A 14,100-nucleotide genomic window follows, 5' to 3' on the forward strand; every position below is an offset into this window, starting at 1 on the left:
CGTTCAGCTGGAGGGGTGGACAGGTGACTGATGCGTTCCAGAAGCGGAGAGACAGGCGAAAGCGGGCAGAATGACGAAGTCATCGCCCTGCATCCCGCTGAAAGCGGCATGCAGCTCGGCCGTGCCTTGCTCCACGCTCTGCACAATGCCGGCATTTCCGTTCTGTACCAGGACCGTGAGATGAAGACCGTGTGGGCGCGCAACATGCGTGAGCCATGGGCTTCCGACACCGCGGACAGCAACGGCATACTGCCGCCGGCGCAGGCCGAACACATCGATGCCGCCAAACGCCATGTCATAGCTTCCGGCAATCCCGAACACCTCGAGCTCAACGTTCCCACGGCCGAAGGCATCCGCTGGTTCCAGGTCTGGGTCGATGCCGATCGCGGCGATGGTGGCGATGTTCAGGGCGTTGTCACCACAATGGTCGAGACAACCGAGCAGAAACGCCGCGAACAGACGTTGAAGACGCTGCTGCGCGAGGTCAGCCACCGCTCCAAGAACCTGTTGGCCATTATCCAGAGCATTGCCACACAGACCGGCCGCTATTCCGAGACATCGGACGATTTCCTGACGCGCTTTCGCGGCCGGTTGCAGTCACTCGCCTCCTCCCAGGATCTGGTGACGTCATCGAACTGGCGAGGTGCCGCGCTGCGCGAACTAGTCCGTGGCCAGGTCGTGCGCTATGGCGCCGATCCCGCGCAGAGCCTGCGCTTCAATGGCGTCAATCCCTACCTCAATCCCAACGCTGCTCTTCATATCGGCCTGGCCATGCACGAGCTCGCAGTCAATTCATTCAGTTACGGCGCCTTGGCGCGGCCGGATGGCTTCGTCGAGGTAACCGCCAATCTGTCGAGCGTCACGGAGGCCGCTGATAAGCCGGCTTTGTCGCTGACCTGGGTCGAGGCTATTGTCGCCAATGACAACAGGCGCACCGAGAAACGCTTCGGCAGCGTTGCTCTCGAACGCGTTGTGCCGGTATCGCTGAACGGCACGGCGACGCTGGAAATCACCGGCGACCGCCTCGAATATCGGCTTCTCGTTCCGCACGGCAATTTCGAAACCGAGTGAGCGGCCGGATTTGCCTCAGAGCAATTCCGTCCCGAATTGCGTCAAACAGAGAGCCCAGAGCGCCGGATCCCTTAACCGGCTGTTCACCATAAAGTCTGATGCTGAGGCTCCCAGAGATTGCCGGCTCTTGACCGATTCAACCGACGCTTCGGCCGTGGCTTGCGACCCAACTATGGGAGGAATGGATCTTGACGGTTGCCGATATGAACAGGCTGGAGCAGGCCGCCCGCGTTTCGATGAGCGGCTTTCAGGATCCTGATGCATCCGCCTCGCCGGCGCCGCACGCCTGGCATCCCTTGCTTCGCTTCGCCGCTGTCGCGCTCGTCGCCGCCATCGTTCTGATCGTGGCGTCGCAGCTGGGGCTGAGCCACGTTCGCTTCGGGTTCACGCTGCTCCCAAATCTGGCTAGGCTGAAGGCTGGTCTGGCTCCTGGCCAAGCCGATTATTAACCTCCCCAGCTTGCATCACAGGAACTTTGACGACTGTTGACCGTTCTTATGGCGAGAGGATCTTTCGCCGTGGAACACATCGCCGCTTTGCTTCTGGTTATCGGCTGTTCAAACAGCATGACCGAATGCCGCGAACTGCCGGTGCCGGTCAGCGTGTTCGAGACTGCGGACGCATGCACCGCCGAGCGGCCTTTCGCCATGGGCGACGTGCAGGGCCAGGCTGAGCACGTCGTTTCCAAATGTCTTGCCGTCGACCCGGCACTCGAGGACGACTACGACCAGATCGTCTGGAACGTGCGCCCGGACGGTTCGCTCGACGCATCCTTGCAGATTTCCAACGTCACGGTCGCGTCGAATGTATCGCGCCCAGAAAAAGACTATCTTAGCCAACAATAAGATCGAGCGGGCAAAGGCCGTCATTTCATGCTAAATGGCGGCTGAAGCTTATTAAAGTGAGGACGAAAGTGAGGAGAGACTCTATGCAGAAATTGATTATTGCCATGGTTGCCGTGGTCGCCGTCAGCGGCTGCAGCACGACCGAGCAGGACGTGGGTGTCGGTACGTTGGTTGGCGCCGGCGTCGGCGGCCTGGTTGGCGGTGGCAAGGGTGCGCTCATCGGCGCAGCCGTTGGTGCCGGTTCCGGTCTGCTGGTGCGCAACCTGCGCAATGGTTATTGCCAGTATCGCGACAATCGCGGCCGGCTCTACACCGCTCGCTGCTGATCCGCTTCAAAAGCGTCAAACAATCGAGACGGAGACCGGTTAGCCGGTCTCCGTTTGTTTGCCTGTGCCGGGCGGCGGAATCCTGATTTCCACGGTAAGCCCGTCGGCGCGAAAATCTCTGGCGATCGTGCCTCGCAATTCGCGCGTGACATTGAGATCGATCAGCTTAGTGCCGAAGCCGGTCTTGACCGGCGCTTCGAGTTGCTTCTGCCCGGCTTCGCGCCAGTTCAGAACCAGCATCCTGTCGGATCCGCGCCCCTGGAACGACCAGTCGACCTTCAGCGCGCCGACCGAATTGCCGGCCTCGCCATATTTCAGCGCATTCGTCGCCAGTTCGTGGAAAGTCAGCCCAAGCGCCTGCGTTGTCGTCTCGTCGAGCAGCACCTGAGGGCCTGACAATATTCCTTCCGGAAGCTCCTTGCCGAACACCTGGCCAAGCTCGATCCGCAAGAGATCGCCAAGGTCGGCCTTCTGCCACCGCGAGCGCGTCAGCATGTCCTGGGACGCCGCCATTGCCTGCAGGCGGGCCGAGAAGGAAGAGGAGAACTCCTTTACGTCGGTGGCGTGCGCTGCTGTCTGGCGCGCGATCGCCAGCACCCGCGTAATCGAATTCTTGATCCGATGCTTCATCTCCTGCAGCATCAGATCCTTTTCGAGCAGGCTCTTTTCCGTCGTCTCGTGCAACAGCGACTTGGCGTCATAGGCACGCTCCTGGTAGCGCGCCACCAGCGCGATCGCGCCCGCCAGGAGCAACCCCAACAGGCCGAGCATCACCGGAATAGCGCGTGAAGACGGCTGCGAGAAAGCGCTGGTCGGCCGAAACAGCACCGTCCACGGCCGGCCGGCGACGATGATCTTGCGCGTCACCAACAGTCTGTCGCCGAAGCTCGCAACCGGCGGCGTTTCCGACTGGAACAGAAGATTGCCGGCGTCGACCTTGCCGTCATAGACCTCGGTGTTGACCGGCAGCAGCGGCGTGCGGCTGAGCGCGGTCTGGAACAGGTCGCGGGCGCGGAAAGCGGCGTAGAGAAAGCCTGATGTCGACGACCTGGAGGCGTTAATGCCATCCGGCGCGGTTTCGACATTGAGCCTGACGAAGACCAGGAAGCCGGTAAAGGTCTGTGCCGCGCCCGTGCCTTGGCCGAGTTGCACCAGACCGCTTGCATGCTGTGCGTCATCGGCCATCGCCTTTTCGATCGCTTCGCGCCGCGCCGGTTCGGTGAACATGTCGTAGCCGATGGTCGACTCGTTGGCAGGATCGAGCGGCTCGAACAGCACGACGGGGGTGCGCCAGGACTGTGCCGTGTCCGGATAGACAGCGTGGGGTACGCCACGGTCGCGCAACATGTCGCGCTCGACCGCCGCTTCGTCGCCGGTTTTTGCCAACCTCAGATAGCCTATGCCGCGCAGGCCGGCGAAATTGCTGTCGAGGTCGAGCGCGCTGAAGAAGGCCTTGAATTCGCTTCGCGAAATCTCACCATTGCGGGCGTCGAACAGCGCCTGCGTCGAGCGCAGCAGCGACAGATGCAGGTCGATGCGGCTTTCGATGCGGTTGAGCGCATCGTCGGCCGTCGCCTCGAATTTGATCCGTGCCGCCTCCTGGGTGGCGAAGTAGGCGAAGCCTGCCATCGTCATGCTGATCAGCGCGACGGCAATGAAGGCGACGATCGGGAAAAACTTCTTCAAAGGATGCTGCGGCCCATGGATTTAGGACCTTTATGGCATGTCACCGCGCTAACACAATGGCGAGGCCAAACCATCGTGACAGCTGGCACATCACGTTCCAAATATTAGCCGGCTTATCGATCGCGCATCGGAGAAGATAACCGCCGGTGATGGCGCTTGTCTCAGGCGGCGATCTTCAGCGCGCCCGGCCCGGGAATGGCGCCAGGCGGACACTTGCCGAGGATGATCATGCCGAGCACCTCGTCCTGGGTGACGTCGGTGGTGCGCGCGGTGCCGACGACCTGGCCGTTCTTCATCACGCAGACGCGGTCGGCAAGCTCGAACACGTCATGGATGTCGTGGCTGATCAGGAAGATGCCGATGCCGTCCGACTTGAGCTGCTTGACCAGCTCGCCGACCTGCGCCGTTTCCTGCGGACCAAGAGCCGCCGTCGGTTCGTCCATGATCAGGATGCGGGCGTTGAACAGGATGGCGCGCGCGATCGCCACCGATTGGCGCTGGCCGCCCGACAGCTTGATCACCGGCTCCTTGAAGCGCTGGAAACGCGGATTGAGCCGGCCCATGACCTTGCGCGCCTCGGCTTCCATGGCGACATCGTCGAGCGTACCCCAGCCGGTCATCAGCTCACGGCCGAGGAAGAGGTTGGCGGCGGCGTCGACATTGTCGGCCAGCGCCAGCGTCTGATAGATGGTTTCGATTCCGTATTTCTTGGCGTCGCGGGGGTTGGAGATCGAGGCCTCTTGGCCGTTGACGAATATCTGGCCCGCGTCGCGCTTGTAGGCGCCCGACAGGATCTTGATCAGCGTCGACTTGCCGGCGCCGTTATGGCCGAGCAGCGCCATGACCTCGCCCGGGAAAAGATCGATGGACGCATCGTCGACGGCGCGGATGCCGCCGAAGGCGATCGAGATGTTGCGCATGTCGATCAGCGCTGTGCCCGTGGGAGCAGTTTTTTCCATGATCGTTCCTCCCCTAGACCCGCTTGCGGTAGACGGTGTCGAGCCACACGGCGATGACCAGCACGGCGCCAACGACGATGCTCTGCAGCGGCGAGTCGATGCCGAGCAGCACCATGCCGGATTGCAGCGACTGCATCAGAAGCGCGCCGAGCATGGCGCCCATCACCGTTCCGGCGCCGCCGGCCAGCGACGTGCCGCCGATGACGGCGGCGGCGATGACCAGCAGCTCGTCCAGCGTGCCCAGTGCGTTGGTCGACGCGTTGAGGCGGGCCGACGAGATCGCCGCGCTGATCGCCGCCAGCACCCCCATGATCATGAACACCTTCATGGTCACCCAGCGCGTGTTGATGCCGGCAAGTTCTGCTGCTTCCGGATTGCCACCGATGGCGAAGACATAGCGGCCGAAACGCGTGCGCTTGGTGATGAAGGTCATGATGATGCCCGTGGCCACCGCCATCAGCACCGGTATGGCGATTCCATGCGCGATAAACAGCCCGCCTTCGGGAAGGGTGATGCCGTTCTGCAGCGCATACTGGCGCACGATGCCGATCGGCCATGGATAGGAATTGGCGATCCAGACGGCGCCGAGGATGGCCGCGCAAGCGACCACGCCAAGCAAGGTCTCGGCCCACACGGGGCGCAGTGGAAAGCTGAACCGCTTGCGCTGCGAGCGGCCGTTGAGCAGCGCGAAGGCAACCGCCGCACAGGCGACGATGCCGACGATCCAGCTGGCGGTAGCGCCGATCGAGCCGCGTGGTCCGCCACCCATCAGCTGGAAGGTGGCGTCGAGTGGCGCGACCGTGCGCCCGCTGGTAATCAGCCATGCCATACCGCGCCACACCAGTAGGCCGCCCAGCGTCACGATGAAAGCCGGAACCTCCATATAGGCGATGATGAAGCCCTGGAACGCGCCGATCAGCAGACCAAGCGCCACGCCGGCGGCCAGCGCGATGATCCAGAGCCATGGATTTCCAAGCTGGAAGCCGATGACGCGAATGAGGAATTCGGCCTGCGCCACGCCCATGATCATACCGATCACGCCTTCGACGGAGCCAACCGAAAGGTCGATGTTGCGCATGACGATGACCAGCACCATGCCGGTCGCCATGATCGCGACCGAGGAGGTCTGCACCGACAGGTTCCACAGATTGCGCGGCGTCAGGAAAAGCCCGCCCGACAGGATGTGTATGCCGACCCAGATGACCAGCAGGGCGCCGACCATGCCGAGCATGCGCGTGTCGAGTTCGGTAGCCTTGAGGAACCGCCCGACGGCGCTGAGCTCGGATGCGCGCGCCCGGTCCGCGGCAGTGCTGGCGACCGGCTGATTAGAGGTCGTGTCGGTCATGCTATCCTCCCACCGGTTTGCCGTCTGGCGCGGATGCCGGAACATGGATGCTATTTGCTTTCCGTGGTCATTTGAAGCGGAAAGCCCTTGGAGAAACGCCGCGGCTTTTGGGCCGCGGCGCCGAGATTTCGAACCGATAGCGGTCCGGTTTTAGTTGCAGGCTGCAACGCTGCCGGCAGTGACGCCGGCGCAGACTTCGTCCTTCTTGATCCACCCGGCGTCGATGACGACGTTGAGGTTGTCCTTGGTGATGGCAACCGGGGTCAGGAACAGCGACTTGACGGTGTTGCCGCCGGGCGTGGTGAAGTCCTTGGCGCCGGCAATGTCGCTTGTCTTCTTGCCGTCGGCCAGCTGCGAAGCGATCTCGGCGGCGTTCTTGCCGAGCTCGCGCGCGTCCTTCCACACCGACACGGTCTGCGTACCGAGCGCGATGCGGTTCAGCGCGGCATGGTCGCCGTCCTGGCCCGAAACCGGAACCGTTCCGGCCAGGCCCTGCGCCGTCAGCGCCGCGACGACGCCGCCGGCGGTGCCGTCATTGGCCGCAACCACCGCATCGACCTTGTTGTCGTTGGCGGTCAGGAACTGCTCCATGTTCTTCTGGGCGTTGGCGGGCAGCCAGCCATCCGTGTAAGCCTCGCCGACATTCTTGATCTTGCCCGAGTCGATGGCTTCCTTGAGCACTTCCATCGAGCCGGCGAACAGGAAATCGGCATTCGGATCGGCACCCGAGCCCTTGATGAAGACATAGTTGCCTTCCGGCTTGGCCTTGAACACTTCGCGGGCCTGCATGCGGCCGACTTCCTTGTTGTCGAAGGTCAGATAGAAGACGTCCTTGTTCTCGATCAGACGGTCATAGCCGACGACCGGAATGCCTTCGTCCAGTGCCTTCTGCACCGCCGGGCCGATGGCCGAGGCGTCCTGCGCCAGGATGATCAGCGAGTTGGCGCCCTGCGAGATCAGGCTCTCGACGTCGGTCAACTGCTTGCCGGGATTGGACTGCGCGTCGGCGGAAATGTACTTGTCGCCGGCCGCCTCGATCGCCGCCTTCATCGCCGCTTCGTCGGTCTTCCAGCGCTCTTCCTGGAAGTTCGACCACGACACGCCGATGACCTTGTCCTTCGCCTGCGCGACCGACACCAGCGTCAGCGACATGGCGACACCCGCCAGCATGGCGGCTGCAAATCTGTTCATGATAATCCTCCCTGCGCCGCGCGCGGCGCGACAAAACTGGCCCGAAGGCCGGCACACAGAGGCTCTATTTTTTCGAGCCTCGAAAAAATACTGGTCCATCGGCGAGGCGCTGTCAACATCGATTCTGATGGATTCTGATGGCTTCGCGGAATTTTTTCGAGACCCGCAATAAACAATGACAGCGCGGCCTGCTTCTGCCAATATTTGGCTGGTACCACCGAACGCCTTCACTATCATGAGGCGCGAGGAGGACCGGGAGGAAAACAAAAACGATGTCGGTTGGAATCCGCCACGACGACCTGCGCCGTCGCAACCGCGCGATGGTGATTTCGGCCGTGCGCCGGGCAGGCCAACCGTCGAGGACCGAGATTGCGGCGACCACCGGTCTCAGCCACTCGACCATATCGGCGATCTCGTCTGATCTGATTCAAGAAGGCATCCTGGCCGAGAGCAAGCCTGGCGAGACCGGTGCGCTGAAACGCGGCCGGCCCCAGGTTGGCCTTGCGCTCAACCCGGAAGCCGCCGCGGTGATGACCGTGGTGCTGTCGCTGAATTTCCTTTCCGTCACCGTCATCGACTATGCCGGCCAGGTGGTCGCCGAGGAGCAGCGCCGGCTGGATACGCTGACTATGCCGCGCGACGAGCTGATCGGCGAATGCACGGCAATCGTGCGGCGGCGGCTCGAGGATCCCGACCTCGATGTTCAGAGCATTGCCCGCATTGCCATGGGCATCCAGGGCATCACCGATTCGCAGGCGCGCGCCATGCTGTGGTCGCCGATCACGCCGCTGACCGACATTGCCTTCGCCGACATACTGGAAGCGGAGTTCGGTATTCCGGCCACCATGGAAAACGATTGCAACATGATGGCAGTGGCGCTGCAATGGCGCCAGCCTGAGCGCTACCGCGACAATTTCATCGCTATCCTGCTCTCGCACGGCATCGGCATGGGGCTGGTGCTGAAGGGCGAATTGTTCACCGGCACCCATTCCTCGGGCGGCGAGTTCGGCCACATGATCCACCGGCCCGGCGGCGCGCTGTGCCGTTGCGGGCGGCGCGGCTGCGTCGAGGCCTATGCCGGCAACTACGCCATCTGGCGCAGCGCCAAAATGATGAGCGAGGATGCCGAACCGGTCGATGTCGGCGACGCCGACATGCGGGCGCTCGCCACACGTGCCCGCGAGACCGATGGCCCCGAGCGCGAAGCCTACCGCAAGGCCGGCGAGGCGCTTGGCTTCGGCCTCGGCAGCCTGTTCGCGCTGATCGATCCAGCACCTGTCGCCATGGTCGGAGTCAGCGCCGCCGCGTTCGATCTGATCGAACCGGCATTGCGCGAGGCGATTGCCCAGACCGCCGGCGGCCAGCACTCGAAATCGATTTCCTTCGACACCGAGCCCAACGAACTGCCGCTGATCCGCGAAGGCTGCGCCATGCGCGCGCTCGGCTTCGTCGACCAGGAGATTTTCGCACCGGGCATTCAGGCGAAAGCGGGCAAGCATGTCGCCTGAAAGGCCGGCAACAGTGCGGCGTGCCTAATCTTCCCGGATAGCGTAGCCGGCGCCGCGAATGGTGCGGATCACATCCGGCATGCGGCCATTGTTGACCGCCTTGCGCAGGCGCCCGACATGCACGTCGACGGTGCGCTCGTCGATATAGATCGTCTCGCCCCAGACATTGTCGAGCAGCTGGCTGCGCGAGAACACGCGGCCGGGATGGCGCATCATGAATTCGAGCAGGCGGAACTCGGTCGGTCCGAGCCTGATTTCGCTCTTCTTGCGGTAAACGCGGTGCGATTCACGATCGAGCACGATGTCGCCGACCTTGAGCACGCTGGACAGCACTTCCGGCTTTGCGCGGCGCAGCAGCGCTTTCACGCGCGCCATGAATTCCGGCGTGGAAAACGGCTTGACCAGATAGTCGTCGGCGCCGGTGGACAGGCCACGCACACGGTCGCTCTCCTCGCCGCGCGCGGTCAGCATGATGATTGGCAGCCGTTCGGTCTCGGGCCGCATGCGCAGCCGGCGACAGAGCTCGATGCCGGACACCGCCGGCACCATCCAGTCGAGCACCAGCAGATCGGGAACGTTTTCCTGCAGCCGGATTTCGGCCTCGTCGCCGCGCGTCACCACCTCGACCTGGTAGCCTTCGGATTCGAGGTTGTAGCGGAGAAGCACGCCCAGCGGCTCCTCGTCCTCCACGACCATGATGCGTGGCGCGATCATCAGCAGTTCACCCTTGTCAGGCCGAAGTGGCCATCGCCGTCTCGTCCTGCTTCGGGCGATTGGCGGGCAATTGCTGGCCGGTCAGCACATAATACGCATTTTCAGCGATGTTGGTGACATGATCACCGATGCGCTCCAGATTCTTGGCGCAGAACAGAAGATGCGTGCAGGCAGTGATGTTGCGCGGGTCTTCCATCATATAGGTCAAGAGTTCACGAAACACCGACGTGTATTTGACGTCGATGCGCTCGTCCTCATTCCTGAGCTTTGCCAGCGCAGCCGCATCCGCGGCGGCATATTCCTCGACCACCCCTTGCACCTGGATCAGCACCAGCTGCGCCATTGCATCGATGGAATGCGAGAGGTCGCGCGGCGTGACGCTGAGGCCGACGGTGCCGACGCGCTTGGCGATGTTCTTGGCAAGGTCGCCGATGCGCTCGAGGTCGCCGGCCATACGGATCGAGCCCACCACGGCGCGCAGATCGTTGGCCACCGGCTGGCGCTTGGCGATGAGCGTGATGGCGCGATCGTCGAGTTCCCGCTGGCGCGCGTCCATGATGGCATCGTCGGACACGACACGTTGCGCCAGCGCATTGTCGGAATTGAGCAACGCTTTGGTCGAGCCGCTGACCATCGACCCGGCCAGATCGCCCATGTCGCGGATCAGCTTGCTGATCTGGCCCAACTCTTCATCGAAGGAGGCGACGGTATGTTCACCCATGATCGTGGTCCTCGTGCCTGAAAATTCAACCGCTGGACGGCTCAGCCGAAGCGGCCGGTAATGTAGTCCTGGGTGCGCTTGTCGTCGGGATTGGTGAACATCTTGTCGGTGGCGCCCTCCTCGACCAGGTAGCCGAGGTGGAACATCGCCGTGCGCTGCGACACGCGCGCTGCCTGCTGCATCGAGTGGGTGACGATGACGATGGTGTAGTTCTGGCGCAGTTCGTCGATAAGTTCCTCGACGCGTGCGGTGGCGATCGGATCGAGCGCCGAGCAGGGCTCGTCCATCAGGATCACTTCCGGCGACACCGCGATGGCGCGCGCGATGCACAGGCGCTGCTGCTGGCCGCCGGACAGGCCGGTGCCCGGCTCCTGCAGGCGGTCCTTGACCTCGTTCCAGATCGCCGCCTTCTTCAGGCTGGACTCGACGATCTGGTCCATGTCGGACTTGCGCTTGGCCAGCCCATGGATGCGCGGGCCGTAGGCAACGTTCTCGTAGATCGACTTCGGGAACGGATTGGGCTTCTGGAACACCATGCCGACGCGAGCCCTGAGTTCGACGACGTCGATGTTCTTGTCATAGATGTCGTCCTCGTCGAGCGTGATCTTGCCGGTCACCCGCGCCGAATCGATGGTGTCGTTCATGCGGTTGAGGCAGCGCAGGAAGGTCGACTTGCCGCAGCCGGACGGGCCGATCAGCGCCGTCACCTGGTTCTGGCGGACGTCGAGATTGACGTCGAACAGCGCCTGCTTCTCGCCGTAGAACACGCCGACCTTGTCGCCGCGCATCTTGATCACTTCGTTCGATTTGGCGTTCATTTTGTCGCCCACTGCGTTTTCAAGGGACTGTTCGGTCATGATGTTCATACCAAATTGCCTTTTTTCTACCAGCGCCGCTCGAACCGGCGCCGAAGCACGATCGCGGTGATGTTCATGGCCATGAGGAAGACGAGCAGAATGATGATGGCGCCCGACATACGCTCGACAAAAGCGCGTTCGGCCTCGTTCGCCCACAGATAGATCTGCACCGGCAGCGCGGTCGACGGATCGAAAGGCGTCTTCGGATAGTCGGCGACGAAGGCAACCATGCCGATCAGAAGCAGCGGTGCTGTTTCGCCAAGTGCGCGCGCCAGGCCGATGATCGTGCCGGTCAGGATGCCGGGAGCGGCAAGCGGCAGGATGTGCTGGAACACCATCTGCATCTTGGAGGCGCCGAGGCCGAGCGCTGCCGAACGGATCGATGGCGGCACCGCGGCAAGAGCGGCGCGCGTCGCGATGATGATGGTCGGCAGCGTCATCAGGGTCAGCACCAGACCGCCGACGAAAGCGGCGGAACGCGGCATGCCTAGGAAATTGATGAACACGGCAAGGCCGAGCAGGCCGAAGACGATCGACGGCACCGCCGCCAGATTGTTGATGTTGACTTCGATCAGATCGGTGAAGCGGTTCTTCTTGGCGAACTCCTCCAGATAGATGGAGGCGGCGACGCCGATCGGCAGCGCCAGCAGCAACACGATTATCATCATGTACAGAGAACCGATGATCGCCACACCCATGCCTGACGTTTCAGGGCGGCTGGAAGCGCCATAGGTGAACAGGCCGGTGTTGAAATGCTCGGCCATCACGCCGTCGGCCTTGAGTTTGTTCATCCAGTCGATCTGCTGGTTGGACACCTTGCGGCGCGCTTCATCGACGCTGAGGTCGATCTGGCCCTTGAAGGCGGAGTCGAGATTGGCCGCGGCCAGGATGTTGACGTCGCGCGTCGTGCCGATCACCGACGGATCGGCGGCGACGATGTCGCGCAGCTGGACGCGGGCGCCTTCCGACAGGAAGCCCTTGAGCTTCATGACCATGGGCTTGTTGCTTGGGTCGATGCCGAGCTTGGCCATCAGCGCCGTATCGGCAAGCTTGGGATAGTTTGCCTTGATCAGCACGCTCGGATCGGTGGCGCGCTTGCCGGAAGGGTCGATGACCTTCTCGTCGAAAGTGATCGGCAGCGTCACCGTCGTCTGCCAGAAGGCGGTATAGCCTTTCGAGACGATGGTGAGCAGGATAATCGCCAGAAACGCCAGGCCGATGGAGATCGCCACCATGCCATAGATGCGGAAGCGGCGCTCGGCGGCATAACGGGCCTTGAGGCCTATGTCGCGGCGCGGACGCGCAACGGCACCCGCCATCGTATCCAGGGGAATGTCGGTCATTCGTACTGCTCCCGGTACTTGCGCACGATGTAGAGGGCGACGATGTTCATCACCAGCGTCAGCGCGAACAACGTCAGGCCGAGCGCGAAGGCGACCAGCGTCTGCGGCGAGTTGAACTCGAGATCGCCGGTCAACTGGTTGACGATCTTGACAGTGATGGTCGTCATCGCCTCGAACGGATTGATGGTGAGATTGGCGGCGACACCCGCCGCCAGCACGACAATCATTGTTTCGCCGATAGCGCGCGACGCGGTGAGCAGGATGGCTCCGACGATGCCGGGAAGTGCCGCCGGCAGGATCACCCGCTTGATCGTCTCCGAGCGCGTCGCACCCAGGCCAAGCGAGCCGTCACGCATGGCGCGCGGCACCGCGGTGATGATGTCGTCGGATAGCGATGACACGACCGGGATCAGCATGACGCCCATAACCAGGCCGGCGGTGAAGATGCTCTGGCCCTGGATGAACGGCGAACCACCGGTCAGCGCCGCCGACAGGTCGCGCAGGAATGGCCCCAGCGTGACGACGGCGAAGATGCCGTAGACGATGGTCGGGATACCGGCCAGCAATTCAAGCGCCGGTTTGACCACCGAGCGCAGCCTGGGCGATGCATATTCGGCCATGTAGACCGCCGACAGCAGGCCGATCGGCACCGCGACCAGCAATGCAATGAATGCGATGTAAAGCGTTCCGGCCAGAAGCGGGATCAGACCGAACTGACCTTGGCTGCCGGCCGAGCCCGCGGCGGAGAAACGCGGGTCCCAGACCGTGCCGAAGAAGAAGCTCATCGGCGACACGCTCTCGAAAAAGGTGATCGTCTGGAACAACATGGACAGCACGATGCCGACCGTGGTCAGGATGGCGATAGTCGAGGCAGCAAGCAGCCCCCACAGCATCAGCCTCTCGACATTGTTGCGCGCCCTTGCGCGCGGCGCAATTTGCCTGATCGCGTAGAAGGCGCCGGCGATCGACAATGCCAACGTGATGACGGCGCCGAACAGTCCAAGCCGGTCCTGAACGGCATTCGCCTCGACCGCGATCGGGATCGTATAGTCCTGCGTATCCGTCGCCAGCGCCACGCCCTTGGCGATGAGCAGCGGCTGCAATTCAGCGAACGTGGCGGGAAGCGGCGTTCCGGCATCAAGCCGGCGCAGGCCCTTGGCGAGGCTCTTCACCAGGCTGGCGTCGAGCGCTTCGCTGGCGACCTTGGAGTCGACAGTGCGCTCAGGCAGGGCGGCGTGTATGTGCCGGTCAAGATAGAAGGACGAGCCGATGTCCCAGACGGCGAGCAGCAGGACGGCAGGCAGGACGGCGAGTAGAAAGGCCCACCAGCCGTGATAGTGGGCGCGCGAATGCGGCTTGACCTTGCCGGTATCGTGCGCCGTGGCGCGCTGGCGGCCGATCACGAAGGCGACCACGCCGATGGCGATGACTATGGCGAGTACGAGCAAGGACGACATCACCCACCCCAGGGAAAATTCAGGTCGCCGCCGCCGTTGCGGCATGCAGCGAAATCAGGGCGCGGATTTGGTCCGCG

At 62.9% G+C, this 14,100-nt stretch carries 14 protein-coding genes; 5 read left to right on the forward strand and 9 right to left on the reverse strand.

Annotated elements, in window-relative coordinates; genetic code table 11:
• Positions 1 to 30 precede the first annotated feature (30 nt).
• From AC04SH_RS20740 to AC04SH_RS20755, 4 genes are all read left to right on the forward strand, one after another.
• Positions 31 to 1,071: a sensor histidine kinase gene (locus AC04SH_RS20740; RefSeq protein ID WP_488576446.1), complete on the forward strand. Its 1,041-nt coding sequence runs from the start codon at positions 31 to 33 to the stop codon at positions 1,069 to 1,071.
• 188 nt (positions 1,072 to 1,259) lie between these two features.
• Complete coding sequence (locus AC04SH_RS20745) at positions 1,260 to 1,520, forward strand: hypothetical protein (RefSeq protein WP_488576447.1); 261 nt, start codon at positions 1,260 to 1,262, stop codon at positions 1,518 to 1,520.
• 69 nt (positions 1,521 to 1,589) lie between these two features.
• A complete protein-coding gene (locus AC04SH_RS20750) occupies positions 1,590 to 1,916 on the forward strand; it encodes a hypothetical protein (protein ID WP_477235820.1) in 327 nt (108 codons plus the stop codon).
• Positions 1,917 to 1,999: 83 nt separating this feature from the next.
• A complete protein-coding gene (locus tag AC04SH_RS20755; RefSeq protein WP_488576448.1) occupies positions 2,000 to 2,242 on the forward strand; it encodes a YMGG-like glycine zipper-containing protein in 243 nt (80 codons plus the stop codon).
• A gap of 39 nt (positions 2,243 to 2,281) precedes the next feature.
• Here the strand turns inward: AC04SH_RS20755 and AC04SH_RS20760 are convergent, their stop codons facing one another.
• The 4 genes from AC04SH_RS20760 to xylF all read right to left on the reverse strand — a co-directional run bounded on the left by AC04SH_RS20760 (position 2,282) and on the right by xylF (position 7,423).
• Positions 2,282 to 3,928 (reverse strand): CHASE domain-containing protein, encoded by a 1,647-nt coding sequence (locus tag AC04SH_RS20760; RefSeq protein WP_488576449.1) that lies wholly within the window; start codon positions 3,926 to 3,928, stop codon positions 2,282 to 2,284.
• A gap of 161 nt (positions 3,929 to 4,089) precedes the next feature.
• A complete protein-coding gene (locus tag AC04SH_RS20765) occupies positions 4,090 to 4,887 on the reverse strand; it encodes an ATP-binding cassette domain-containing protein (RefSeq protein WP_488576450.1) in 798 nt (265 codons plus the stop codon).
• A gap of 13 nt (positions 4,888 to 4,900) precedes the next feature.
• Positions 4,901 to 6,232 (reverse strand): sugar ABC transporter permease, encoded by a 1,332-nt coding sequence (locus AC04SH_RS20770; RefSeq protein WP_488576451.1) that lies wholly within the window; start codon positions 6,230 to 6,232, stop codon positions 4,901 to 4,903.
• A gap of 150 nt (positions 6,233 to 6,382) precedes the next feature.
• Positions 6,383 to 7,423, reverse strand: coding sequence for a D-xylose ABC transporter substrate-binding protein (gene xylF / locus AC04SH_RS20775; RefSeq protein WP_477235814.1), 1,041 nt, complete (start codon positions 7,421 to 7,423; stop codon positions 6,383 to 6,385).
• Between the two features lie 272 nt (positions 7,424 to 7,695).
• On the opposite strand from xylF, the gene AC04SH_RS20780 reads away from it, so the two are divergent.
• Positions 7,696 to 8,931, forward strand: coding sequence for an ROK family protein (locus AC04SH_RS20780; protein ID WP_488576452.1), 1,236 nt, complete (start codon positions 7,696 to 7,698; stop codon positions 8,929 to 8,931).
• 24 nt (positions 8,932 to 8,955) lie between these two features.
• On the opposite strand, the gene phoB is transcribed toward AC04SH_RS20780, so the two are convergent.
• The 5 genes from phoB to pstC are packed head-to-tail and all read right to left on the reverse strand — an operon-like array spanning position 8,956 to position 14,023.
• On the reverse strand, positions 8,956 to 9,645 hold the full coding sequence (gene phoB, locus AC04SH_RS20785; protein ID WP_010911896.1) for a phosphate regulon transcriptional regulator PhoB: 690 nt from the start codon (positions 9,643 to 9,645) through the stop codon (positions 8,956 to 8,958).
• Positions 9,646 to 9,661: 16 nt separating this feature from the next.
• Positions 9,662 to 10,366, reverse strand: coding sequence for a phosphate signaling complex protein PhoU (phoU, locus tag AC04SH_RS20790; protein WP_112559513.1), 705 nt, complete (start codon positions 10,364 to 10,366; stop codon positions 9,662 to 9,664).
• Between the two features lie 41 nt (positions 10,367 to 10,407).
• Complete coding sequence (pstB, locus tag AC04SH_RS20795) at positions 10,408 to 11,232, reverse strand: phosphate ABC transporter ATP-binding protein PstB (RefSeq protein ID WP_112559514.1); 825 nt, start codon at positions 11,230 to 11,232, stop codon at positions 10,408 to 10,410.
• Between the two features lie 17 nt (positions 11,233 to 11,249).
• Positions 11,250 to 12,566: a phosphate ABC transporter permease PstA gene (pstA, locus tag AC04SH_RS20800; RefSeq protein ID WP_192259345.1), complete on the reverse strand. Its 1,317-nt coding sequence runs from the start codon at positions 12,564 to 12,566 to the stop codon at positions 11,250 to 11,252.
• Positions 12,563 to 14,023, reverse strand: a complete 1,461-nt coding sequence (pstC, locus tag AC04SH_RS20805) for a phosphate ABC transporter permease subunit PstC (protein ID WP_488576453.1) — start codon at positions 14,021 to 14,023, stop codon at positions 12,563 to 12,565. The genes pstA and pstC overlap by 4 nt, the downstream gene beginning before the upstream one ends.
• Between the last annotated feature and the right edge of the window lie 77 nt (positions 14,024 to 14,100).

It is taken from the genome of Mesorhizobium sp. CNPSo 4688, from assembly GCF_057784295.1.

Excerpts from the sequence above, each read along its gene's own strand:
- pstC (WP_488576453.1), bottom strand. The coding sequence starts at position 14,023 with ATGTCGTCCTTGCTCGTACTCGCCATAGTCATCGCCATCGGCGTGGTC.
- AC04SH_RS20740 (WP_488576446.1), top strand. The coding sequence starts at position 31 with ATGCGTTCCAGAAGCGGAGAGACAGGCGAAAGCGGGCAGAATGACGAA.
- AC04SH_RS20770 (WP_488576451.1), bottom strand. The coding sequence starts at position 6,232 with ATGACCGACACGACCTCTAATCAGCCGGTCGCCAGCACTGCCGCGGAC.
- AC04SH_RS20765 (WP_488576450.1), bottom strand. The coding sequence starts at position 4,887 with ATGGAAAAAACTGCTCCCACGGGCACAGCGCTGATCGACATGCGCAAC.
- pstA (WP_192259345.1), bottom strand. The coding sequence starts at position 12,566 with ATGACCGACATTCCCCTGGATACGATGGCGGGTGCCGTTGCGCGTCCG.
- pstB (WP_112559514.1), bottom strand. The coding sequence starts at position 11,232 with ATGAACATCATGACCGAACAGTCCCTTGAAAACGCAGTGGGCGACAAA.
- phoB (WP_010911896.1), bottom strand. The coding sequence starts at position 9,645 with ATGATCGCGCCACGCATCATGGTCGTGGAGGACGAGGAGCCGCTGGGC.
- AC04SH_RS20755 (WP_488576448.1), top strand. The coding sequence starts at position 2,000 with ATGCAGAAATTGATTATTGCCATGGTTGCCGTGGTCGCCGTCAGCGGC.
- AC04SH_RS20780 (WP_488576452.1), top strand. The coding sequence starts at position 7,696 with ATGTCGGTTGGAATCCGCCACGACGACCTGCGCCGTCGCAACCGCGCG.
- phoU (WP_112559513.1), bottom strand. The coding sequence starts at position 10,366 with ATGGGTGAACATACCGTCGCCTCCTTCGATGAAGAGTTGGGCCAGATC.
- xylF (WP_477235814.1), bottom strand. The coding sequence starts at position 7,423 with ATGAACAGATTTGCAGCCGCCATGCTGGCGGGTGTCGCCATGTCGCTG.